Source organism: Paenibacillus sp. strain BS8-2 (assembly GCF_054483835.1).
The window spans coordinates 1,677,865-1,701,259 of the sequence record NZ_CM137010.1 but is presented as its reverse complement, the minus strand read 5'-3'; the positions used below and the strand labels follow the sequence as shown (position 1 = coordinate 1,701,259).

The window sequence follows — 23,395 nt, the reverse complement described above, 5'->3', positions numbered from 1 at the left end:
ATCATGGCTGTTTCAGATACGATAGAGATGTGAAGGAGGGACATGAATGTTACAACAATTCAACAAACTAATGGACTATATCGAAACCCATTTGACGGAAGAGATTTCGGGGGAAGACATCGCAAAAATTGTGGGACTTTCCGATTATCACTTCAAAAGAATGTTTTCGTATATGGCCGGAATGTCATTGCATGAGTATATCCGAAACAGGCGATTATCGGTTGCCAATGTTGCGCTCATCAACGGGGCTAAGGTTACGGATATTGCCTATGCGTATGGCTTTCAATCGATTGAGGGATTTTCAAGAGCATTTCGAGAGTGGAGTGGATTCTTACCCTCTGAGGTGATGAAGAACAAAATCCAAAAGTCATTTCCCAAATTCACGTTTTATATCGATATCAGAGGAGGAATATCTATGGAGTTTAAGATCGAGAAGAAACCGTCATTCAACATTGTTGGTGTTTCCAAAAGAGTGCCGATTCAATTCAAAGGTGTCAATCAAACCATACTAGAGCTGGCCCAGTCCATTACCGAGCAGCAAAGAACGGAGATGCGTGAATTAGCTGACCTGTATCCGCAGCAAGTCTTGAATGTTTCTTATAATTATGATGATGGTTTCCTTGAAGAGAAAGGTCAATTGACGCATATGATTGGCTTCGCTACTACGCAAGAAAACCCATACGATGACCTAGAGCAGCTTTCTGTTGAAGCGAGCGAATGGGCGATTTTCCCCAATGAAGGGCCGTTCCCCGCTACGCTGCAAGAAACGTACGCCAAAATTTATGCCGAGTGGCTGCCATCTTCAGAGTATGAAGTGACGAACCTACCCGGCATTTCATTTACAAATCACAACGGTACGTCTGAGAAGGTGTACAGCGAAATTTGGATGCCTGTATTCAAAAGGACCTAAGTCTCCTTGTTACTTGTCGCTGGCGGGATAAAATCGAGTACCTCTCCCTGTCTCACTTTGTAATACTGTGATTGCCCGTTACGATGAAGCTTCAGCATTCCGTTGGTAAAGTCCGTACTGGGATCTTTGAAGAACATACCGTTAGCAGCCATCTCCCCTTCGGCATCCTCGGCATTAATCATATACCTTCCGGCATGATGGGTAATCTCTACGGCATATCCCCGTTCGTAATTGCTCATCAAGTCTTCATCTAGTCGGCTTACGGCAACAATGTGTAGATCGATCGCTCCGATTTGGTTTAACAATTCGTTGACGAAGGAGCCTTGCATGATTTCTTGCCAACGGGATTGAGGAGATTGTCCGATAATAAGCTGGCTGATGTGCAATGACTTGGCGGCTTCAGCGATTATTTGAGCCGGCTTGGTGCTGCCACTGGTCTTAATCAGCAAGGTAGCACCTCGCTCCTCGCATAGATGTCTCCATCGCGTCAACCACTCCTCTTGCTCGGGAGCAAGCTCATCCTCCTTAACCGGAATAACGCTTAGTACATACAAAGGGCAACGAAAAAAATTCGCCAGCTCCGCGCCTCTCCCGATAAGCTTCTCTCCATTCGGGCCGTAACTCACGCAAACCATTAATTTCTCGTCTGTGGACATAAGTAATCTCCTTTCGTTGGCTATGTTATTCGCTAGCAAGAAGTCGGTAGCCGATACCCGGCTCCGTTACAATAAACTTGGAGTTAGAGGGGTTCTCGTCCAGCTTTTTCCGAAGATGACCTATATACACGCGCAAGTAATGGCTGTCGGATTCATTGTAGCCGGCTCCCCATACTTCCTGCAGCAGTTGACGTTGAGGGACAACCTTGCCTGCATGAAGGGCCAGCACCTTCAACAGCTCGTATTCGGTCGGCGTTAATTTAAGCCGTTCTCCTCGCAGCTCTGCCACATGTTGCGAAAGATCCATCGTCAATTCCCCAATATGCACAATGGGATCCTGCGTTACTCTCTGCGCAGCATGCCTGAGCGCAACCCTAATGCGGGCTAATAATTCGCCCATGCCGAACGGTTTGGTCAAATAATCGTCGGCGCCCGTATCCAGCGCTTCGATCTTGTCGGCTTCCCTATCTTTGGCCGTAAGGACAATGACTGGCGCATTAGACCATTCGCGGATACGGCGTAACACTTCGATCCCCGACATATCAGGCAATCCAAGATCGAGCACGATTAAGTCAGGCATGACGGCAGCGACTTGCTTGAGTGCATCTTCGCCCGTAGACGCCTCTTCGATGATATAGTCATGTGCCTGCAACGTAACCTTCAAGAGCTTGCGGATTTGCGGCTCATCATCCACGATCAACAGCCGGGCTCCTTGTGTGTTCGTTTGCATGAATGTAGGCCTCCTTAGACGCGTATTTCGTTAAACCATTGGAAGTGAGACGGTAAACACAGTTCCTCTCTGCTCGTTAGCGCGAACCGCAATCGTCCCCTCGTGCAGCTCGATAATACCTTTGCAAATGGCCAATCCAAGGCCCGTTCCGGTTATATGTTTGGTGGCGTCGGCACGGTAGAACTTCTCAAAGATCAATTCACTTTCCGCTTCTTTGATCCCAATCCCCTCATCGGAGATGGTCATGACCGCTTGACCGGCTGATGCCGTCATCGTGATAACGATCTCGCTGTAATCAGGGCTATATTTGATGGCGTTGCTTACGATGTTCACTAATGCTTGCTCTAACAGAACTTCATCTCCAGGCACTACAACGGGCTCCTCATGGTGAAGAACGACTCTAATCTTGCGCTGCTGCTGATAATCGCGGGCCTGGCCCACGGCTGCGTTAATAACATCTTCGAGATCGCACCAGCTCTTCCGGAAATACAACATACCGCTTTCCAGCTTTACCATGTTTAACAAATTGTTGACCAATCGGTTCATTCGAAGGGAGCCGTCCCGAATCGTCTCGAGGAGCTCCACGCGATCGGATGGAGTGAATAGATGGTCGTTCTCCAAAAGGCTTGTGGCAGAACCGATAACCGCCGCCAGAGGCGTCCGCAGCTCATGCGAGACTGAGTTAAGAATCGTGGTACGCATCCGTTCGGACTCAGCCGATACAAGAGCAATCTTGGCTTCTTCGGCAAGTTTAATACGCGCGATGGTATTGGCTGTAATACCCGCCAATGTTCTAATCACTTGCTGTATCTCGTCCGATGCTTGTGTAGCTTGTGCAGTTGCCGATTCGGAGTAACAAACAAGGAGGCCATATTTGCGATGATCGGCATGCAGCCATGCCAGATATACCAAATGTTGACCAAGCATCAAACACTCTGAACCATCACCTTCAGCGCGTTTATACATGTAATCGATACCAATTGATGCCAATTCCCGTTTGTGGTTATCGTCGATTCCCCTTGTATGGCCAGAGAGTCCCAGCGTACCGGTCTCCTCCTCCACATACATCGTAGCTTGCAGCCCAAACTTCCTTGGTAGCTGCGACAACAATCGCTCCGACAAATCATGGATATTGGATACCGATATCATTTCTCTGCTGAATGCGTATAAGGCAGCGGTCTGGGCTTCCTTGGACTTGGCATACTGAGCCTGCAGCTTCAGCCTTGTGGCAAGTCCTGCTGTTAATGCGGCGACAACTAAGTAAACACCAAAGGTAATGAAATATTTTAAGTCAGCAACCGTTAAGCTTAAGACAGGCGGCACGAAAAAAACATCAAAGGCAAACACACCGAGAAACGAGGCGTAAATGGCGGGCCGTAGCCCTAGGTATACCGCGTTAAAGAGCACTGGCAACAAATAAAGTAACGCTACGTTTGCCAGGTCGAATAAGCGACCAACGGGTACTAATAACAAAGTCATAATTGTAATGAACAAGGTGGTGCTTATATATGGCGATAATGCAATCCGCCTTACAAGAGACTGAACGATCTGGAATCACTTCCTTCGTAGTTACGCTTGTTGTTCTTCTCCTAGATTACTTAATAATAACGAATAATGAAACACGCTGCAGGTGTAAAAATTACATAAAAATGTTTATAATCCATCGATAATGAGAGCAAACGATAGGAAACGAGCGATAATACGTTGCTATATGGAGTGTTCGAACTTAGCAAAACGTAGACCATCTAATTTGACGTTTGCTTTGCTTTACAGCTTTTACGAGGGGGAGTAACATGTTGCCATGAATGGATTCACGTACTCCGTTCAGCGCTGAATTGCTGGTAAGTAAACATTCCTTCGAATCCAAGGAAAGGATGATGACGTCAAGTTGATATAGCCCGAATCATGTACGGGCGAACAATCGCTGAATCTAGTAGGCCACTTCCCAAGAGAAGTGGCACCTGAGAACGGGGGACCCATATACAATCCGCATGTATGTCTAATGTGGATTTGGGGTGAATCGTGACCGGAAATGAACGTATCCGGCATGTAGGGCGACTCTAACGCCCGAATCCGACAGCTAACCTCGTAAGCGTCTATAGAGGCAACAATTTGTCGTGATTAGACACGGTTCTTTCCCTGTGCCTAAGAAGCTGATGAAGGTTCCTCTTCGTGCAGCTTCTTTTTTTGTTGCCCAAATAAAGGGGTGTGAGGCGCAGCATGTCCATTCAAGAGGAAATTATTTTGGTTTCGCCGTCCACAGCTGCGGGCACGTTCTGTATTCCAACGGCGGGGATGTTTCATTTTTGATATAGGGAGGAACGTAAATGGATATTGTCATGATTGGGATCTTAACCGTCTCACTAGCAGGCATGTTAGGACTGTTAGCGTGGTGCGGAAGTGTTGCTTCGGAAGGAAGTGAGCCGCAATGATGCTCGCACTCGGCGTGGTGGTCGTCGTTGTTTTCGTATATTTGACGTATGTGCTGTTGAATCCAGAAAAATTCTAGAGCTGCCGCTAGCGGGAAGGAGTATGCAACAATGTTAGCTTTGATCGCGATCTTCATCACTTTAATAATAGTTTTCTTGTTGGCCAGACCAACAGGCTTATATTTGGCTAAGGTATTCCATTCGGAAACGACTGTTCTGGACAAATGGTTCGGTCCAATAGAAAGATTGATTTACCGCTTGGGAGGTCTATCCCTTACCAACCAATTATGGAAAAAGTATGCCGCAACCGTCATCCTCAGCAACGGAGTTATGATCTTGCTGGTTTATATGATTTTCCGAATGCAAGCCTATCTGCCGCTTAACCCCAGCCATATTCCAAACATGGAGCCTACGCTTGCGTTTAATACGGCGATCAGCTTTATGACCAATACGAACCTGCAGCATTATAGCGGGGAGAGCGGTCTATCGTATTTGTCTCAGATGGTCGCTATCGTATTTATGATGTTCACGGCTCCGGCAACTGCGTTATCCGTTGTTATCGCCTTTATGCGAGGACTCGCAGGCAAGCCAATGGGCAATTTCTTCGTGGACCTGACGCGTTCCATTGTTCGTGTATTATTGCCCATTGCGATTGTGGCCGCTCTACTCTTTGCAGCACTTGGCGTTCCTCAAACGCTGGAACCTGCGGCAGTTGCTCAGACGCTGCAAGGCGAAGAACAGACGATTGCGCGCGGACCGATGGCTTCGTTCCTCTCCATTAAGGAGCTCGGCAACAACGGCGGCGGATTTATGGGCGTCAACTCAGCGCATCCATTCGAGAATCCCGGCGCAATAAGTAACACGCTGCAGATAATATTGATGATGTTATTATGCACGGCGTTGCCGTACACGTATGGGAAGATGGTGGGCAACCCCAAGCAAGGACGGGTACTATTCGTCGCCATGACCACATTGTTCATTATGATGTTAGGGATCTCTCTCGGCGCAGAGCAAGCAGGCAACTCCGCCATAAGCGCGCTTGGCATCGATCAGGATCACGGCAGCATGGAAGGCAAAGAGACACGGTTTGGTATCGAGCAATCCGTCTTATATTCGGTTGTCACTACAGCCTCCGAGACGGGGGCAGTTAATACGATGCATGATACGTTGACGCCGATCGCTGGATTGGTAACCATCGCGAACATGATGCTGAATACCATCTTCGGTGGTGTAGGTGCCGGATTTATGAACGTGCTGATATACGCAATGATTGGCGTATTTTTGTCCGGATTAATGGTAGGCAGAACGCCAGAATATCTTGGCAAGAAGATTGAAGGGAAGGAAATGAAGCTGATCGCGCTGACGATGCTGGTTCCTCCGTTCATCATTTTGATACCGACGGCAATCGCCTTGTTCTATTATCCGGAGACGATCTCGAACGCCGGCTTCCACGGTCTTACGCAAGCCATGTACGAATACACATCATCAGCCGGCAATAACGGTTCCGGATTCGAAGGACTAGGGGACAATACAACCTACTGGAATATATCGACTGGCCTAGTCATGTTTATAGGTCGTTACTTCTCGATCGTGACTCTACTTGCCGTGGCGGGTTCGCTTGCAGCGAAGAAGACGGTACCCGAATCGATTGGCACCTTCCGCACGGACACTGCCTTATTCGCAGTCGTATTCTTGGGAGCCGTGCTTATTGTTGGCGCACTGACCTTCTTCCCGAGCCTTGTACTCGGGCCCATTGCCGAGCAACTAACTTTGGCGCCATAGCCGTTACTGGAGAGGAGTATACCATGAGTCAACCAACTAAATCAGCCTTAAGCGGACCTATCGTGAAACAGGCATTGAAGTCGTCTATTCTCAAATTAGATCCACGAGTTATGATTCGTAACCCGATCATGTTCGTCGTGGAAATTGGATTTATCATTACGTTGTTGTTCGTTTTCGTGCCTGATGCATTCGGGGGTGCAACTCCCGTATGGTTCAATGCTACAGTCGCTGTCATCCTGCTATTGACGGTATTATTCGCTAACTTTGCAGAAGCTTTAGCAGAGGGCAGAGGTAAAGCGCAAGCAGACTCGCTCAAAAAATCCAAAAAAGAAATGATCGCGAACAAACTGATGGGCTCCTCGATCAAGCAAGTACCTTCTACCGAGCTTCGCAAAGGAGATATCGTGCTTGTTGCCCAAGGGCAATGGATTCCTGGCGATGGGGAAGTGATTGAAGGACTTGCATCTGTCGACGAGTCAGCCATTACGGGCGAATCTGCACCTGTTATTAAAGAAGCAGGCGGCGATTTCTGCTCGGTGACGGGTGGAACTCGCGTGCTAAGCGATCAAATCAAAGTGCGCATGACAAGTGAGCCCGGAGAATCCTTCCTGGATCGCATGATATCGCTCGTTGAAGGCGCCAAGAGACAAAAAACGCCGAATGAGATTGCTTTGAACACGGTATTAACGAGTCTGACACTCATCTTTCTGGTTGTCGTCGTCACGCTTCCTTTCTACGGAACATACCTCGACATTGAGCTTGAAATACCGATGCTGATTGCTTTGCTGGTCTGTCTAATCCCTACAACAATCGGGGGACTGCTGTCCGCCATCGGCATTGCGGGGATGGATCGGGTCACTCAATTCAACGTTCTTGCGATGTCTGGCAAAGCGGTTGAAGCCGCTGGTGACATTAACACCATTATTTTGGACAAAACAGGGACAATTACATACGGAAACCGTATGGCTAGCGAATTTATACCGGTTGGCGGACTATCGGAGCAACGTGTAGGGGAATGGGCCGCCATTAGCTCCATTAAGGATGAAACACCGGAAGGCCGCTCTGTGCTGGAATTAATGAAGAAGCTGGGATGGAAATACGAAGAAGCCATTGCAAGTAATGGGGAATGGGTCGAATTTAGAGCCGAAACTCGGATGAGCGGAATCGATCTTAGCGATGGTCGCAAGGTGAGAAAAGGTTCGGTGGACGCGATTAAGAAATGGGTATTGGAGCAAGGCGGTATTGTGCCCAAGGATCTGGACGCTCGGAGCGACAAAGTAGCTACGGCAGGAGGAACGCCGCTGGCTGTCGCCGTGGACAATACGATCTATGGCATCATCTATTTGAAGGACACGGTCAAACCGGGGATGCGCGAACGTTTCGAGCAAATGCGGCAAATGGGCATCAAGACGGTGATGTGTACAGGAGACAACCCGCTTACGGCTGCAACAATCGCTAGAGAAGCAGGTGTAGATGATTACATCGCGGAGAGCAAGCCAGAAGATAAAATTGCAGTCATTCGCCATGAACAAGCGCAAGGTAAATTGGTAGCTATGACTGGGGACGGTACCAACGATGCGCCAGCATTGGCGCAAGCAGATGTCGGCATCGCAATGAACAGCGGAACTGCAGCCGCCAAGGAAGCTGCCAATATGATTGATCTGGATTCGGACCCTTCCAAGATTATCGAGGTTGTAGCCATTGGCAAACAGCTGTTAATGACACGCGGGGCGCTGACAACGTTTAGTATTGCGAATGATATTGCCAAATATTTTGCCATTATCCCGGCGATGTTCATGATTGCAATTCCGCAGATGGATGCCCTTAATATTATGAAGCTGAGCTCTCCCATGTCGGCGATCTTATCGGCTCTCATCTTTAACGCTATCATTATTCCATTATTGATTCCGCTAGCTATGAAAGGTGTCGCTTACAAGCCGCTCCCTTCGGCGAAGCTTCTGCAACGGAACCTGATTGTGTATGGAGCAGGCGGCATTGTTGTGCCATTCGTCGGGATCAAACTCATCGACCTTATCGTGCAATATTGGGTATAGCTATAACATCGAGTTAAGGAGAATCCTCATATGAAAATAATAATAAACAGCCTACGGATTAGCATCGTTTTTATGGTTCTTTGCGGTCTCATTTACAACTTGGCGATAAACGGCATTGCTCAGGTTCTCATGCCAGATCAGGCAGACGGCAGCTTAATTTATAACGAGAACGGACAAATCGTAGGTTCGAAGCTCATCGGGCAAACGTTTACGGATGCCGGATGGTTCCATGGTCGGATCTCGAGCATCGACTATCAAGCGGCTGGCTCCGGCACTCCGAACTATGCACCTTCGAACCCTGATATGCTTGCCCGAATGCAGCAGTCCGCAGAGGACTGGGGGGCAAATAACCCTGCGGTTCCAATCGCAGATGTACCTATTGATCTCATTAGTAACTCCGGATCTGGGCTGGATCCGCATATTAGTCCAGACGCAGCGAAAGTGCAAATTCCGCGAATTAGCAGCGAAACAGGTCTGTCTGTGGCTGAGCTGGAAACGCTGGTCGAGAAACATATCGCTCCTAGAGAATGGGGAATATTCGGCGAACCGACAGTCAACGTGCTTCAGCTCAATATTGCGCTGCAACAATTGAAAGCTTCATAAACAAGCGCACCCTCGCTTCATCTTGGATGAAGCGAGGCGTCCTGCTGTCGGGAGGGTGAAAGAGTTGTTGGAGCCATTCAAGCGGAAAAGCCCGGAGCAACTGCTAGCATCCATTATGAAGCTGCATAAGGGCAGGCTCAAAATCTATGTTGGAGCCTTTAGCGGTTCAGGAAAAACCTATCATATGCTTCAAGAGGGCTGTACGCTGAAGCAGCAGGGCGTGGATGTGGTCATATGCGCTGTCTCTACCAAGCAGAGACCGGATACGCTCAAGCAAATAGGCGATTTGGAGAGAGTGCCCAGCATTCATTGGTACCAAGGGGAGCACGAACAAAAGGATCTTAATCTTCAAGGTATTATCGAACGTAATCCAGAGGTTGTGCTGGTTGACCAGCTAGCACATCTCAACCGGGAGCATGCAGAGTTTGCTACACGGATCGAAGATATTCAATTTCTATTGGATCAAGGGATTAGCGTAATTACAACGGTTAATATCTATGAGCTTGAAGATGCGATGGAGTTAGCACGTCAATGGACGGGTCTAGAAGTGTTTCCCACTGTACCTGCCCATACGTTATCGATGGCAGATGAGGTTCGGTTAATCGACGTAACACCAGAGACGATACTGGAGAGAATGTCGGATGGACGCATGCAGGACATGAATCCGCAATGGCTGAATCGGGGCAATCTGGCGAAACTTCGTGAGCTTGCCTTGCGACTAATGGCGGAAGATGTGAACGGAACGTTAGAAAAGCACCGGGAGGAACAAGGGTTAGTCGGCACAGCCGGAACGGCGGAACGCATTCTTGTATCTGTTCAATATTATTGGAATGGATCGATCTATGTGCGCAGAGGGCAGCAGGTTGCCAAACGGCTGGGGGGAGATTTACGGGTTGTATCATTCGTTAATCCGAAGAAACCACTATCAAAGGAAGCATCGGCTTTCCGCGAGTCCATCGTTCAATTGACGGAGAAGATCGGTGCGGAGTTCGAAGAATTGACGGTTCGTACAAGAAGACATGTGCCGCGGCGACTGATGGAAGTGGCTCTTGCACACAACGTCACTCGTATTGTCATGGGGCACTCCAGACAGAGCGTATGGCAGGATCTATGGAAGGGTTCGGTTGCTAATCAATTGTTAAAGGGAGTTCGTAATATCGATCTCCTCTTCGTCGCCGACCGTTCCTCCAACGAAGGGGAACGCATATTACCGACTCATACGCCATTACAAGAGAACCGGATTGAGCCCTATCGCAGGTTATCTCCTATTGAAATCGAAGAGAAGATCGGGCAAATGCAAAGAGGCAGGCTGAAAATCTACATTGGAGCTGCGCCGGGGGTTGGCAAAACACACACCATGCTTCGAGAAGGCAATGATCTTCTTGCCAAGGGCATTGATGTCGTCATCGGTTTGCTCGAAACACACGGCAGAGCAGGAACTCAGGCTCAGGTGGGCCAGCTCACAAGCATTCCTCGTCTCTGCAAAGAATATAAAGGAACAATACTTGAAGAGATGGACTTGGACTCCATCATCCGGCGTAATCCAGAAGTCGTTTTAGTGGATGAGTTAGCACATACCAATATCCCAGGCAGCATGAACCGCAAACGTTATGAAGATGTAAGAACCATACTAGATGCTGGTATCTCTGTCATCTCAACGATGAATGTACAGCACTTGGAGAGCTTGAATGACGCCGTAGAACAAATTACCGGCGTTCGGGTGAGGGAAACGGTGCCAGACTATATGCTGAGTCAGTCGGACGAGGTGCAATTAATCGATGTAGCCCCCAAAGCGTTGCAAGAGCGGATGATCGCCGGCGACATCTATGCGGCAGACAAAGTCGGCGATGCGCTGAGCGGCTTCTTCAAGATTGGCAATCTGATCGCGTTACGCGAGCTTGCGCTGCGAGAAATTGCAGACGACGTGGACGAACGACTGGAGTCTTGGGACAGACATGTTTCGTTGCGAGGACCATGGCGAAGAAAGGAGATTATTTTCGTAGGCATATCTACTGGTCCCCATGCAGAGCGTCTTATTCGTCGCGGCTTCCGTATCGCGTACCGACTCAAGGCAGCATGGATCGTAACCTATGTCCATGCTGGTGATGAGCTGCCCGAATGCTTGGAGGCACGCATTCAGGCATTACGCAGTATGACGGAGCGGCTTGGCGGCGTGTTCGAGCTGCAGTACACTCGCATCGCCAGAGAAATATCCACTGCGTTGATTGCCAGCGCAAATGAGCTGTTCGCCACCCAGATTATTGTCGGCCAGTCCTCCAAGAGCGTATGGAAAGCAAGGATTAGCGGCACTGCCGTCGTTCGTGACATTCTTCGATATGCCCGCCATTTGGATGTGTTGGTTGTGGCTGATTTTAGACCTGTTGTGGTGGGTTAATCCTGAGACCTTGGTTATAGTAGTCAACAGCATTTCATCACGGACTTCAGACGCGTGCTTGGCGACACACCTGTGCAATATAAGCGGAAAATTGACTCTCAATCATCCATATAGAGCTCAGCGACTGGCTTCCAGCAGCTTGGTTATCGCTTTCTGTAATTGAGTTGCCTTGCTCTTGGGTGATGTCGCCTTCAGAAACGGTAATAATAGGGCATATTGCGAGGTTTTATCGAGCTGGCTGAACGTTTGTTTGGCCTGCTCATGCTGCTCAAGCACAGCGACGAAATCCTGCGGAATCGTAACGTTTCTCTGTGATTCATAGGCTGCTTCCCATCGACCATCTTCCTGCGCGCGCTGAATCTCTGCGTAACCGGGCGCTTTCATGCGTCCGGTCTCCATGAGTTGCCCCGCTTTGCGTACATTCACCATGGACCAGGGACTCTTGGGGCGTCTCGGCGAATACCGTTGCAAGTAATAGGACTCATTTAAGCCTTTACGGTGACTATCGATCCATCCAAAACAGAGTGCTACATCCAGCGCCTCCGGGATGGTGACCGAGGTTGCACCCGATTCCTTCTTGGCGATTCTAAGCCATGCTTCTTCCCGCTGGTCATGGTGACTTGCGAGCCACCGTTCCCATTCAGCGGCGTTGGTAAAGTCAATGTATAGATCCGGATTAGGCGTTTCCATTTCCATCTAAGCTCTCCCCTTCCCTACTCCCTGTATTAACCACTCTTAATCTCACTATACAAGAAGCAAATGCACGCAGTATTACATAAAACCGCAGCGATCAGCGAGAACACACATTGGCATTAGTGGCTAGTATTCGGAGGAGCCACGTCCGTTCAAAGAAACCGTAATCTCTGTTCCTGCCCCAAGCTCGCTTTGAACCCGAATATCCCCCTTGTGCAAATCAACGATCCTTTTGACAATGGAGAGACCGAGACCGTTGCCGCCAGCTTTCCGATTCCTCGATTGATCCGCCTTATAAAAGCGCTCAAAAATATGCACCATTGTATTTTTTTCCATGCCTATGCCGGTATCTCGTATCTTTACGAGCACACTTCCCTCGGCATTCGACGTTGCCGTTATCGCAAGGGTGCCTCTTGGCGGAGTAAATTTAATACTGTTATGAATTAAATTAATCCATACCTGGTCCATAAGGTCCTCATCCGCTGTTATGACAACTTTGTCTAAATGAACCTCCAAGTTCAATTCCTTGGCTTCCCATTGAGGTTCATTAGCAAGCAGGATACGGCGAAGCTGATAATCCAGCCGATAGCTTCTCTGTTCAAGCGACAGATGTTCGGATTCGAGTGAGGTAAGCTTCAATAAATTCTCGCTCAAATGCGAGAGCCGAATACTTTCCTTCTCGATAATTTCCAAGTAATGTCTTCGTTCCTCCGGACTTAATTTATCATTCTTAAGCGTATGGGCAAACCCGCTGATTGAAGTAAGAGGGGACTGGATTTCGTGGGACACGTTGGAGATAAACTCCTGACGCAATTCCTCCATTTCCCCTAGCTTCGTGGCCATGTTATTGATGTTTTCAACAATTTGATAGTAAGGATGGTTACCGTGTTCATGAAACTGCTTGAGATACAGAGAAAGATCTATATTAAAGTTCCCTTCTGACATCATTTTCATTGCCTGTATGAGGGGCACTAGCTGCTGCTCTTGTCTAGCTCTTACCCAAGGATTCCTGGTTATGAGGAAGATAAACAAACCAAACAAAAAGAAGCCCAAAAGGGAGTTGATCAGCAGTCTTGACCATTCATTAAGCGAATAGGGTATGACTTGGAAAAGAGAGGTTGTTGCCCAATAAGCGATGGACCATGCGACTAAAAGACCAAACACAATAGCAAGAAATCCAGCCAATTGTTTGAAGCGCTTCATGACGTTCAACGCAGTACCTCCAGCCTATATCCTAGGCCGCGAATCGTCGTGATGACAAAGGGGCAATCCTCCTGCGAGAATCTTTGCCGAAGCCGTTTGATATGAACATCAACCGTCCGGTCGTCCCCCTCGTAATCAAAGCCCCAGATATCTTCGATTAGTTGCTCCCTCGAAAATGTTTTTTTCTGATGGGTGGCGAGCTTATATAATAGCTCAAACTCTTTCAGTGGCAGTGTCATACTTTCAGTGCCAACCTCGACTTTATAGGTAGCACGATCAATGACAACATTGCCAAACGTAATTTGGTTGGCAAGGGTCACTTGATGCCGTTTAAGAAGAACCTTAACTCTTGCGATGAACTCGGGCACCTCAAAGGGTTTGACCACATAATCGTCGGCGCCGAGATTAAATCCTTTTACTTTCTGTGTCGTTTCCCCTTTGGCCGTTAGCATTAGTATAGGTACCGTATCCGAATAATACGTTCGAACCTCTTGGCAAAATGTCCATCCGTCCATATTCGGCATCATAATATCAAGAATAATCAGATCAAATCGAACGGTATCCATAATGGCCAACGCAGCCTGACCATCTGATGCATACTCGATCAAATAACCTTCTTGGGAAAGAAGGACCCCAATCAGCTCACGAATATGCGAATCATCGTCTACCACCAATATTTTCACCATCATTATCATTCCCTCTTCGTCATGAATGGAATCGCCTTGCCAGCAGTATCAGCGATTCCTAAAGATGCTTCTCTATATGACTCGAATAGTATGACTCAACTATGCGCGGCGCATGTAGGCACGCACGGTCAAGGGGGCAAAGATCGCCACAATAACAGCAGCTCCGCCAAGTGTGATGACTAGATCCCAGCCCACTGTCCCTGAGTTGGTTAAATCTCTAACGGCAGTCACGAGATGCGAGATCGGATTCAATTTCACGAACCATTGCAGCCAGTCAGGCATCGTATCAGCCGGTACGAAGGCATTCGATAGAAACGTTAGCGGGAAGAGGACAATCATCGAAATCCCTTGAACGCTTGAAGCCGTCCGCGCAATAACGCCAAAGAATGCGAAGATCCAGCTGATGGCCCATGAACAAGCAATGACAAGCAGTCCGGCAAGGACGACAGCTCCTAATCCTCCCTCTGGACGGAGGCCCATTACATAACCCATCGAGAAGGTAAGCACCGTTGCGATTGTATACCGAATGGTATCCGCAAGCAATGCCCCTGCGAGCGGAGCAATTCGGGCAATAGGCAATGACTTGAAGCGGTCGAACACGCCTTTATCCATGTCCTCTCGAAGCTGCGTACCCGTCACAACCGAAGTTGTAATGACCGTCTGAACCAGAATACCCGGAATAATAATGGGTAAGTAACTTTCCACATTGCCAGCGATCGCACCGCCAAAGATGTAGGTAAACATTAACGTAAAAATAATCGGCTGCAACGTAACGTCAAACAGCTGTTCAGGTGTTCGACGTATCTTCAATAAACCGCGATAAGCCATTGTTAATGAATTTCGTATGGCTTGATTCATGACATAACCCCCTTGGTCATAAGATTGGATTCGGTCTTGTCTTCCTTATTTCCTTCCCCTGTAAGCGTCAAGAACACTTCGTCCAGAGATGGCTTCTGCACACTGAGCTCAGCCAATTGGATCCCCGCCTCCCGTAACGCGACTAACAGATCCGTCACTCGATCTGCAGCTGCCATTGGCGCAGTGATCATACCGCCCTCCGGAGAGACTGCAGATTGTACGTTCAACACGCGTTCAATAATCACGCGAGCTGCTTGCGTATCCTGCATCTGTTGCACACTTAAGTGCAGAGATGAAGTGCCAATCGATCGTTTCAGCTCATTAACAGTGCCTTCCGCCACGACGCTTCCTCGATCGATCACAACGATCCGGTCCGCCAGCTCATCTGCTTCTTGCAGATACTGTGTCGTAATCAGAACGGTTGATCCTGATTTCACCAGACGACGAATGGTGTCCCACATTTGATTACGCGTGCGCGGATCTAGCCCAGTCGTGGGTTCATCCAAGAAAATAAGCGGCGGCTGTGCAATAAGACTGGCAGCCAAGTCGAGTCGTCTGCGCATCCCGCCAGAGAAATGTTTGAGCGGGCGTTTCGCGGCTTCCGTTAATCCGAATTCCTCGAGCAAATCATTGGCTTTGCGCCTCGCCTCTTGGCGGCTAAGACCAAGCAATCGCGAGAAAATAATCAAGTTCTCGGTTGCGCTTAATGCTTCATCAACGGAGGCATACTGACCTGTAACACCTATTAACTGACGGACAATTTGTGATTGCTTAGCGACGTCATACCCGAATATTTTTGCAACACCTGCATCAGGTCGCATTAATGTGGCCAGCATTCTTATCGTGGTCGTTTTGCCAGCCCCGTTGGGTCCCAGTACACCGTAAATGGAACCCGCGGGCACCTTCAAATCTACACCGTCAACCGCTCTGTGAGCACCAAACGTTTTGACCAGCCCCTCCGCTTCGATCGCAAACTGCGTATTCATTAATTTCGGTTTATGAATGGTTGTCATATGAATCCTCCTTGTACCACACGCTATGGACTAGCTCATGTGTATGTTCGCTTCTTGATTACCTTTTTGATCATAGAGGCCGATTATGAACTGAATGTGAACTAAAAAAAAGATGTGGCTCATACGAACTGAGTCACATCCTTTGTTGATAACATAACGAAGCATGGGATGATGGCGCTGCATATCGAGCCCCTAACGCTCCTGCTCCTTGATGACCTGCTCAACTCCGAGCAGAATAACCTTCAAGCCAAAGTCGAATGCCGCATCGGTTCCCATAAGCTCGAACAGTCCGTTCGTGAACATCCTCCGGAATAGCCCTGCCTCCGAATCAGGCATGGCATCCAGCAACCGAATGATCTCCTCGCCAGGTATCGCTCCCTCTCCCTGCTCCTTCAGGATTGTCGATACATTGCGCTCATGCTGATAATCGTCCATGACGAAGTAGTAGACAAAGTTCACAAGTGTAGTGACCACCTGCATCTTCTGCTCTTGCTGGAGCGGAGACGATTCTACGCAGAGCAGCATCCGGTTGGTAAGCCGAATCATGTCTGGTTCGTGTGGCAATGTCATCATCATGAGCTGAGAGGAGCAAGAGAAGCGGCTGAGCACGTTCCTCATCGATACCGCCAGGCCCGCCAGTTGCTCCTTCCAGTCGCCCTCTGAATGAAACTCATCCAAGATGATTTGGGATACCTGGTTGGCCAGCCGTTGGTACAGCTTTTGTTTGCTCTTGAAGTACCAGTATAAAGAAGGAGCCTGAATACCTAGCCTGTCGGCTAATCGCCTCAAGCTAAACTTTTCGATGCCATCCTCCGCCAGAAGCTCCCATGAAGCTTCCAGTATCTTTTCCTCCGAAATCTGAGGCTGCTTTTTCATCCGTATCCGCCCTTTTATCTAACAGTGTAAGATAATACTTTACAGATTTATATCCCTCATGATATCATCTAACACTGTAAGTCACAAACTAACACTGTTAGATAAAATACATCAAGAAAGTGGTGGATCCGCATGGATGCAGAAAACCTCCATTATTTCGAGAAAGCACCCGTCGCAAAAGCTGTAACTCACTTCGCTATACCGATGATGTTAGGCACTTCAATGAGTGTCATCTACTCCATCCTGAATGCCTATTTCCTTGGTACGCTCCACAATACAGCCATGTTAACCGCATTGGCATTAACTTTGCCGTTATTCGCAATCATTATGGCACTAGGCAACTTGCTTGGCATGGGCAGCGGCACCTTCATCTCCCGTCTGCTGGGAGAGAAGAAATATGAGGATGTGAAACATGTGTCTTCATTCGCCTTCTACAGCAGTATTGTTCTGGGTTTTATCGTAGTAGCTGTCGGACTCCCGCTGATCGATACCATCGTTCACAGTCTGGGGGCGACGCCTGACGCTTTCGCCTTCACGAAGGATTATGTCGCGGTTATGCTGATCGGTTCGCCAATCGTCGTCTTATTCTTCACGCTGGAGAATATCGTACGCTCGGAGGGCGCGGCCGTCACATCGATGATCGGTATGATTCTTAGCGTTGTCGTCAATATAATTCTCGATGCGTTAGTCGTTTTTGTTTTCCATTGGGGTGTGGTCGGCGTGGCGTCTGCTACGATCATTTCCAACTTGGTTGCGTGTATATTCTTCATCTTCCATATCGCTTATAAGAGCTCATTCTTGACCGTCTCTGCAAGGTGGTTCAAGGCAAACAAGGTCATTCTGGGCAATGTATTCAAAATCGGGGTTCCCGTCTTTGTAATGAGCATGTTCTTGGGCGCGATGTCACTTATTTTCAACCATTTCCTGATCGAATATGGGGATCAATCTGTAGCGGCTTACGGAATCTCATCACGGCTGCTACAGCTTCCCGAGTTTATTCTGATGGGCTTATGCGAGGGAGTCGTCCCGCTGATCGCCTACTCTTTCTCGGCGAATAAAGAGCGGATGAAACAAACCATCGGATTCACCATCAAAGCGATCGTGGCGTTAGCGGTTGCGTTCGGCATAATCGTCTATCTCATCTCCGACCACTTGATTGGTTTATTTACGAATGATCCGCAATTAATCGAAATGGGCAGCTACATTTTACACGTAACGTTTATCTCCTTATTCATTACAGGCATGACCGCATTGTTTACCGGGATCTTCCAAGCCACTGCGCAAGGAACTGCCGCATTTATTATGTCGATTATTCAAGGCATTACTCTGATTCCGACGCTCTATATCGCCAATACAATAAGCGGCTTCCACGGAGTAGTCTGGTCGCTCGTCATTGCGGAGGCCGTCGCATTCCTTGTCGGTGCTATCATGTTATATGTTCTGCGTAACAAATTGCAGCCGGACTTGGAGCAGCTTGCGCATTAGCCCACTAGCTCACTAGCTCACTAGCTCGGAGCATACACAGAAGGCACCTCGGTGGGTGCCTTTTCTTTATATGCGCTTCTATATGCGCTGTGTGGAATCTCATGTATCATGCTCTATTGCCGCTGTATCGCAGTACGTTCAACAACTCATCCGAGACAGGTATACTATTAGAAATAATAGCAGAAACCTTTGACAAAAAAATTGAAATCTATATGTAACGAACGTTACTTTTTCCGGATATATAGCGTGAAGGGAGTGAGAGAGTGGCCGAGAATATCGAAGAAATATATCAACAGCATGCCCAAAGCGTCTTCCGATACTTACTAAGTTTGACTCATGATGAAGATTTGGCCGAAGAGCTAACCGGGGAAACCTTTTACCGCGCGGTCTATTCTATTCATACCTACAATGGCTCTTGCAAGATAAGCGTGTGGCTGTGCCAGATCGCCAAACATGTGTGGTATCAGGAGCTCGACAAGAGAAAACGTCGCCCCAATCAAGAGCTGCAAGAGAATATCCCTTCATCCGACATGTCACCAGAGGAAACCAACCTATTCCAGAGTAATAAAATGGACTTGTACCGGGCTATTCACCAATTGAGCGAGCCGATGCGAGAAATCGTCCATATGCGTTTATCCGGGGAATTTTCCTTCGCGGAAATAGGTGAAATACTTGGGAAGAGCGAGAATTGGGCACGAGTCACTTTCTACCGCGCCAAACAAAAAATGATGGAGGTATTATACGTATGATCAAATGTCATATTGTCCAAGATATGATGCCAAGCTACATAGACGGTTTGCTCAGTAAGGAAACCGAACACGACTTCCAGCAGCACCTTGAAGCATGTGATACATGCCGGATCCTTCACAGCAAGCTATCCGCTTCAATAGAAAACGTCACCGCCAACCCACAGATAAGCAAGAAGGAAATTGATTTTCTCAAAAAAATTAGAAACAAGGCAACGAAAAAAGCAGCTCTGGGATTTATTTTGCTCTTAATCATTTTCGCATTGTTAACTTACTTATTTGCCATAGGCTCCCCTGTCGCCAAAGCGGATCTCAGCTATTCCACCAGCGTTGTCGGAGATACCTGGCAGATCCATATGGAGCTTACAAATGGCAAAGCCTTGCTTGTCAAAACAGAGCCAATCTATGATGAAACAGATAGCAGCGGCGTTAAGCGGATCATAGGTGTTCTTGTCAAACCTCGCGAGCTTATGCCTTCACCGATCTTGGAGGATGATAATACTTCCTTTATGTTCGGAAGTACGATTGAGAGTTTCAATCGGGAGGATTACAAAATCATCCTCCGGTTAGCAGACGATGAAATTGTTTTCACTTCGGATAGGCTGTAAGGGCTGCCAGATAAACATTTCATACAAGTGATGCCCTTACTCCAGCTCTATACCTGCGTCAAATCCGAGCATGTATTGCCCACTTCAGGAAGAACATGAATATCGGCATGCTGACACAATTTCTCTAGTCGCGCAGCAGTTTCGTAGGAGTGCAGAATAATATCTTTGCCTCCAAGTGTCTAACTGGACAAAAAAACAGGACACTCCACATGAGCGTCCTGTTTTCCGCAGCATTATATTCTATTCCTGCTTATTTTACATTTTTCCAGCTTTCGATGCCGGTCTCATATTGCTCGAATGGATGCTCAACCGAAGCTTCCATAATGTCTAGATAGTACTCATGGCTCTCCGGTACGTCTGTCCACTTCGCATCGACCTCAACATGCCAAGGGTTACGTCCGAGCAGCTGGTTAAAGATTTGAACAACCTCAAGTCTCGTCATCTTCTGATTCGGATTGAAGACTTCATCGGTGGAACCAATCTTCAGACCTTGCTTCTCAACCGTTGCAATAGCTTTCTCCGCCCAGTGTCCCGTTACGTCCGTGTACGTGCTTTGATTCACAACATTCCACTTATACACATTCATCAGTAACTGTGCAAATTCCGCTCGTGTAATTTCTTTGTTCGGCTGGAACGTATTGTCTCCGGAGCCGATCATCCATTTGTTATTCGTAACCGTCTCGATCGCGTCTGCAGCCCAGAAGCTTGCGCTCACATCGGAATACGATACGTTCTTATCGTTTGCAGTAGATGTATACAAACGAGACAGAATCGCAGCAATTTCAGCTCTCACAACGCCTCGCTCAGGAGCGAAGCTTCCATCTGGATATCCAACCATGTATGGATCATGTGTACCCGCAGCTTTGACGATCGGCTGTGAGGAGAAGCTGAATTTCACAATCGTTTGACCGACATGAATAACGCCGTCCTTAATGTAGCTGTCACTCCCGAATTGTTCATCACGCGTATCCTCACGGCTGTCAAAAACAACATATCCATCCCTCTTGCCGAGGAAATAGTAATCGCCGTCAGCGTAAACCATCCAGCCATATTCACCGCTCTCCGAGCTGATCTGCGGGTTATGGTTTTGGTTTGGTGCGAAATCCGGAAGCTCCGGCAATTCAACTAATGTTCCCGGCACTCTGCCTTTGGAACGATTAAGCTCCGTATCGGCCCAGTACAACTGCATATCTACACCTGCAACCGGCTGATTCGTTACCGTATCAAGAATGGTGCCGTAAGGATCGACTAGTTCAGCCGTTACGCTAGCTTTTCCATTGGCATCCACAACTAGTTTCCCAACTGGGCCAGCCAGTTTTTCGCCATTTGGCGCAATTACATTCATCGATATCTGGTATTCGCCAGGACCAAGTTTAGGAAGCGTGAAGGTGCCATCCTCATTCATGACAAGTTGCGGCACATTCAGCTCTTGGCCGTTGGCCAGCTTGATTGTGCCCGACACCTTCAAATCTGTTCCGACTAGCTTCGTAATTTTGTCCTTTACGATTGCACCGCCGCTTGATGAGTCGGATACAATAACTTCCGTATTCATCGTTGGTTGTTCAGGCGAATAAGGTGTAACCGGCTCAACAGTAACCACGTTTGACACGCCTGCATGTTGACCCGATTCGACTACCAATCGGAAGTAATACGTTTCCCCGTTTGTTAGATCGACAACAGTTGCCTTTGTAGAAGAGGCATTCAGCTCTTCTTTTGTTGTTACCGGAGTAAAGGTCACACCATCCGTCGATTGTTCAACAACAATGTTCGATGCACCCGTTATTGCAGGGAATTTCAATGTAACATTTTTATTGCCCGCCACCGCAGACAATGTAGTAATCGGTTCAGAAGGCGCGACTTCCACTTCATTGGAAGTGCCTGTAAAGAAGCCCGAATCAACAACCAGTCTGTAATAGTACGTTACGCCATTGGTCAGACCGGTTATGGTTGCGCTTGTAGATGCTGCAGTCAGCGTCTCCTCTGGATCGACCGGAGTAAAGGTGCTGCCGTCCGTCGATTGCTCCACAACAATATCACCATCTGAAGCGCCCGTCAGGGTAGGGAAGTTTAAAGTAACTTGTCCATTGCCTGCAACAGCGGACAACGTGCTCAGAGGAGCCGGGGCTGCCGCAAGGACATAGACTGTAAAGATTTTCTCGCTGGTCAGTCCATCCTTTGTAATTGTTGCCTTCAGATCCACATAAACGCCCGACTGATTCGTAATTGGCCTAGTAACCGTGCCATCAGGTGCAATGATTGAAGGCTCATTGGAGGACCATACCGTTGTTACATCCTCGCTTTGTTCAAGCGTAATATTCGTACTTACCGCATTTTTATGATCTCCGGAATTAAACGAGATAGCCGTATTGTCTTCTGCGTCTTCAATAGCCAGAATCGCATCTTTATATTGAGTAATAATTTGATTAGCAACACGTTCTGCGATCCTTTCAATAATATCGTCGCTAGCGTTCTCCGAATCGGAGCTTACAAACAATCCGCCGTTGGCGATTTCATTAATAAAGTTTTGGTTCAATTCTTCGTATACCGAATCCGTTACCCCGATATATTGCGCATGGCTGTGTTCGATGGCATTTTTCAAATTGGATTGATTCGTGCCGCCATCCAGACTATCGCTAGGATCATCGTTGATGTTCACGACGTAACGCAATGGAGCATTCTCTTCCCACACAATTTCTTCTGCAGCTTGGTTCAATGTTTTGTCCGAAGTAGAGAACAACTTCATGTTGTCAAAAGAGAAGATCGAGATGATTTCACAGCCGTGTCCGATATGGCTAACGATTGGACCGAATTCATTGCCATAAGTATCGGGAAGGGCAAGACTTTTAATAACATGAATACCGTTATCCCACATATTCAGTGTCGTATCGGTTACATTAATTTTGATCGTGTGCTGGGTAGGCGCCTCTACCGCTTTGGTATAGGTGCCAATTGTGCTGACGCCCGCCATCGAGCCTAAATCACTATATGACTCATTATGCAGCGCTTCTGCGTTCACACCATCAATGTTATAGACCTCGACAGCGCCATTGACATATAGAATAGCGTATCCGCTTAGGTCCCCTTCACTATCAATCTCCGTATTGAATAGGAAGCCTCCGCCATCCATACTGTGGTAATCCGCTTTGGACTCGTCCATGTCGAAGGTAATCATTTTCTTGCCCTCTGGAGCACCGCTCGTCAGCATGAAATCCTTATAACCTGACACCGTATATCCATAGAAGGTCAACGTTTTGCCGTTATTGGAAATTTGAACATGATTGTAATCGGCCGTTACAACTGCCGGAGTAGTGCTGTTATACCAGGTGTTATAGCCCGAATGCACATGCGAATCGGTTACTGCCGCCGGGTCAGCGCTTGCGTCCATAATCGATACATATTTCGGATTTACGCCCCCTGCAGTAAGCTTCTCTTTAATGGCTTCATTTAGTTGGATATCGAATTCGCTGGAATCATACACGCTTGTTCCAGCATTAAAGTATACCTCTGCTACCGGTGACAGTGCACTTGCCATTGATGCATTCGTCACGACCAATAGAAAAGCCATTGCCATTGCAATCATTTTTTTCTTCATCTGATTCACCCGTCCTGTTAGATTAAAGATACATGCTGATAGAACCATAAAAAATATACGCTAAGAACCTTGTATA

19 protein-coding genes and 1 riboswitch are annotated in these 23,395 nt (G+C 47.8%); of the genes, 9 read left to right on the top strand and 10 right to left on the bottom strand.

What is annotated here, in order from left to right; all coding sequences use genetic code 11:
* Positions 1-46: 46 nt before the first annotated feature.
* Positions 47-910: an AraC family transcriptional regulator gene (locus tag ACX1C1_RS07505; protein WP_458956482.1), complete on the top strand. Its 864-nt coding sequence runs from the start codon at positions 47-49 to the stop codon at positions 908-910.
* On the opposite strand, the gene ACX1C1_RS07500 is transcribed toward ACX1C1_RS07505, so the two are convergent.
* The 3 genes from ACX1C1_RS07500 to ACX1C1_RS07490 are packed head-to-tail and all read right to left on the bottom strand — an operon-like array spanning position 907 to position 3,802.
* Positions 907-1,566 carry a universal stress protein gene (locus ACX1C1_RS07500; protein WP_458956481.1) on the bottom strand — a complete coding sequence of 220 codons (660 nt, stop codon included), beginning with the start codon at positions 1,564-1,566 and terminating at the stop codon, positions 907-909. The two genes, ACX1C1_RS07505 and ACX1C1_RS07500, sit on opposite strands and share 4 nt — an antisense overlap.
* Before the next feature lie 25 nt (positions 1,567-1,591).
* Complete coding sequence (locus ACX1C1_RS07495) at positions 1,592-2,296, bottom strand: response regulator (protein ID WP_458956480.1); 705 nt, start codon at positions 2,294-2,296, stop codon at positions 1,592-1,594.
* Positions 2,297-2,326: 30 nt separating this feature from the next.
* On the bottom strand, positions 2,327-3,802 hold the full coding sequence (locus ACX1C1_RS07490) for an ATP-binding protein (protein WP_458957624.1): 1,476 nt from the start codon (positions 3,800-3,802) through the stop codon (positions 2,327-2,329).
* A gap of 406 nt (positions 3,803-4,208) precedes the next feature.
* A riboswitch (cyclic di-AMP (ydaO/yuaA leader) is annotated at positions 4,209-4,407 on the top strand.
* 317 nt (positions 4,408-4,724) lie between these two features.
* Here ACX1C1_RS07490 and kdpF point away from each other — a divergent pair.
* The 5 genes from kdpF to ACX1C1_RS07465 all read left to right on the top strand — a co-directional run bounded on the left by kdpF (position 4,725) and on the right by ACX1C1_RS07465 (position 11,559).
* Positions 4,725-4,805: a K(+)-transporting ATPase subunit F gene (gene kdpF / locus ACX1C1_RS07485; protein ID WP_458957623.1), complete on the top strand. Its 81-nt coding sequence runs from the start codon at positions 4,725-4,727 to the stop codon at positions 4,803-4,805.
* A 31-nt stretch (positions 4,806-4,836) separates the two neighbouring features.
* On the top strand, positions 4,837-6,507 hold the full coding sequence (gene kdpA, locus ACX1C1_RS07480; protein WP_458956479.1) for a potassium-transporting ATPase subunit KdpA: 1,671 nt from the start codon (positions 4,837-4,839) through the stop codon (positions 6,505-6,507).
* 23 nt (positions 6,508-6,530) lie between these two features.
* Positions 6,531-8,561, top strand: coding sequence for a potassium-transporting ATPase subunit KdpB (gene kdpB, locus ACX1C1_RS07475; RefSeq protein ID WP_458956478.1), 2,031 nt, complete (start codon positions 6,531-6,533; stop codon positions 8,559-8,561).
* Between the two features lie 30 nt (positions 8,562-8,591).
* Positions 8,592-9,164: a potassium-transporting ATPase subunit KdpC gene (gene kdpC, locus ACX1C1_RS07470; RefSeq protein WP_458956477.1), complete on the top strand. Its 573-nt coding sequence runs from the start codon at positions 8,592-8,594 to the stop codon at positions 9,162-9,164.
* A 67-nt stretch (positions 9,165-9,231) separates the two neighbouring features.
* Positions 9,232-11,559, top strand: coding sequence for a histidine kinase (locus ACX1C1_RS07465; RefSeq protein ID WP_458957622.1), 2,328 nt, complete (start codon positions 9,232-9,234; stop codon positions 11,557-11,559).
* Positions 11,560-11,676: 117 nt separating this feature from the next.
* Here ACX1C1_RS07465 and ACX1C1_RS07460 read toward each other — a convergent pair whose 3' ends face one another.
* The 6 genes from ACX1C1_RS07460 to ACX1C1_RS07435 all read right to left on the bottom strand — a co-directional run bounded on the left by ACX1C1_RS07460 (position 11,677) and on the right by ACX1C1_RS07435 (position 16,888).
* Positions 11,677-12,255, bottom strand: coding sequence for a YdeI/OmpD-associated family protein (locus ACX1C1_RS07460; RefSeq protein ID WP_458956476.1), 579 nt, complete (start codon positions 12,253-12,255; stop codon positions 11,677-11,679).
* A 123-nt stretch (positions 12,256-12,378) separates the two neighbouring features.
* Positions 12,379-13,455, bottom strand: a complete 1,077-nt coding sequence (locus ACX1C1_RS07455; protein WP_458957621.1) for a sensor histidine kinase — start codon at positions 13,453-13,455, stop codon at positions 12,379-12,381.
* A gap of 5 nt (positions 13,456-13,460) precedes the next feature.
* Complete coding sequence (locus ACX1C1_RS07450) at positions 13,461-14,141, bottom strand: response regulator transcription factor (RefSeq protein WP_458957620.1); 681 nt, start codon at positions 14,139-14,141, stop codon at positions 13,461-13,463.
* Positions 14,142-14,240: 99 nt separating this feature from the next.
* On the bottom strand, positions 14,241-14,999 hold the full coding sequence (locus ACX1C1_RS07445; protein WP_458956475.1) for an ABC transporter permease: 759 nt from the start codon (positions 14,997-14,999) through the stop codon (positions 14,241-14,243).
* Positions 14,996-16,012 carry an ATP-binding cassette domain-containing protein gene (locus ACX1C1_RS07440; RefSeq protein ID WP_458956474.1) on the bottom strand — a complete coding sequence of 339 codons (1,017 nt, stop codon included), beginning with the start codon at positions 16,010-16,012 and terminating at the stop codon, positions 14,996-14,998. Before ACX1C1_RS07440 ends, ACX1C1_RS07445 begins: the two co-directional genes overlap by 4 nt.
* A 192-nt stretch (positions 16,013-16,204) precedes the next feature.
* The gene (locus ACX1C1_RS07435) at positions 16,205-16,888 is read right to left on the bottom strand and encodes a TetR/AcrR family transcriptional regulator (RefSeq protein WP_458956473.1); all 684 of its coding nucleotides are present in this window, start codon (positions 16,886-16,888) and stop codon (positions 16,205-16,207) included.
* A gap of 132 nt (positions 16,889-17,020) precedes the next feature.
* On the opposite strand from ACX1C1_RS07435, the gene ACX1C1_RS07430 reads away from it, so the two are divergent.
* From ACX1C1_RS07430 to ACX1C1_RS07420, 3 genes are all read left to right on the top strand, one after another.
* Positions 17,021-18,373, top strand: coding sequence for an MATE family efflux transporter (locus ACX1C1_RS07430; RefSeq protein ID WP_458956472.1), 1,353 nt, complete (start codon positions 17,021-17,023; stop codon positions 18,371-18,373).
* Between the two features lie 263 nt (positions 18,374-18,636).
* On the top strand, positions 18,637-19,122 hold the full coding sequence (locus tag ACX1C1_RS07425; RefSeq protein ID WP_458956471.1) for an RNA polymerase sigma factor: 486 nt from the start codon (positions 18,637-18,639) through the stop codon (positions 19,120-19,122).
* Positions 19,119-19,727, top strand: a complete 609-nt coding sequence (locus tag ACX1C1_RS07420; RefSeq protein ID WP_458956470.1) for a zf-HC2 domain-containing protein — start codon at positions 19,119-19,121, stop codon at positions 19,725-19,727. Before ACX1C1_RS07425 ends, ACX1C1_RS07420 begins: the two co-directional genes overlap by 4 nt.
* Before the next feature lie 250 nt (positions 19,728-19,977).
* On the opposite strand, the gene ACX1C1_RS07415 is transcribed toward ACX1C1_RS07420, so the two are convergent.
* A complete protein-coding gene (locus tag ACX1C1_RS07415) occupies positions 19,978-23,319 on the bottom strand; it encodes an S-layer homology domain-containing protein (protein WP_458956469.1) in 3,342 nt (1,113 codons plus the stop codon).
* Positions 23,320-23,395: the final 76 nt, after the last annotated feature.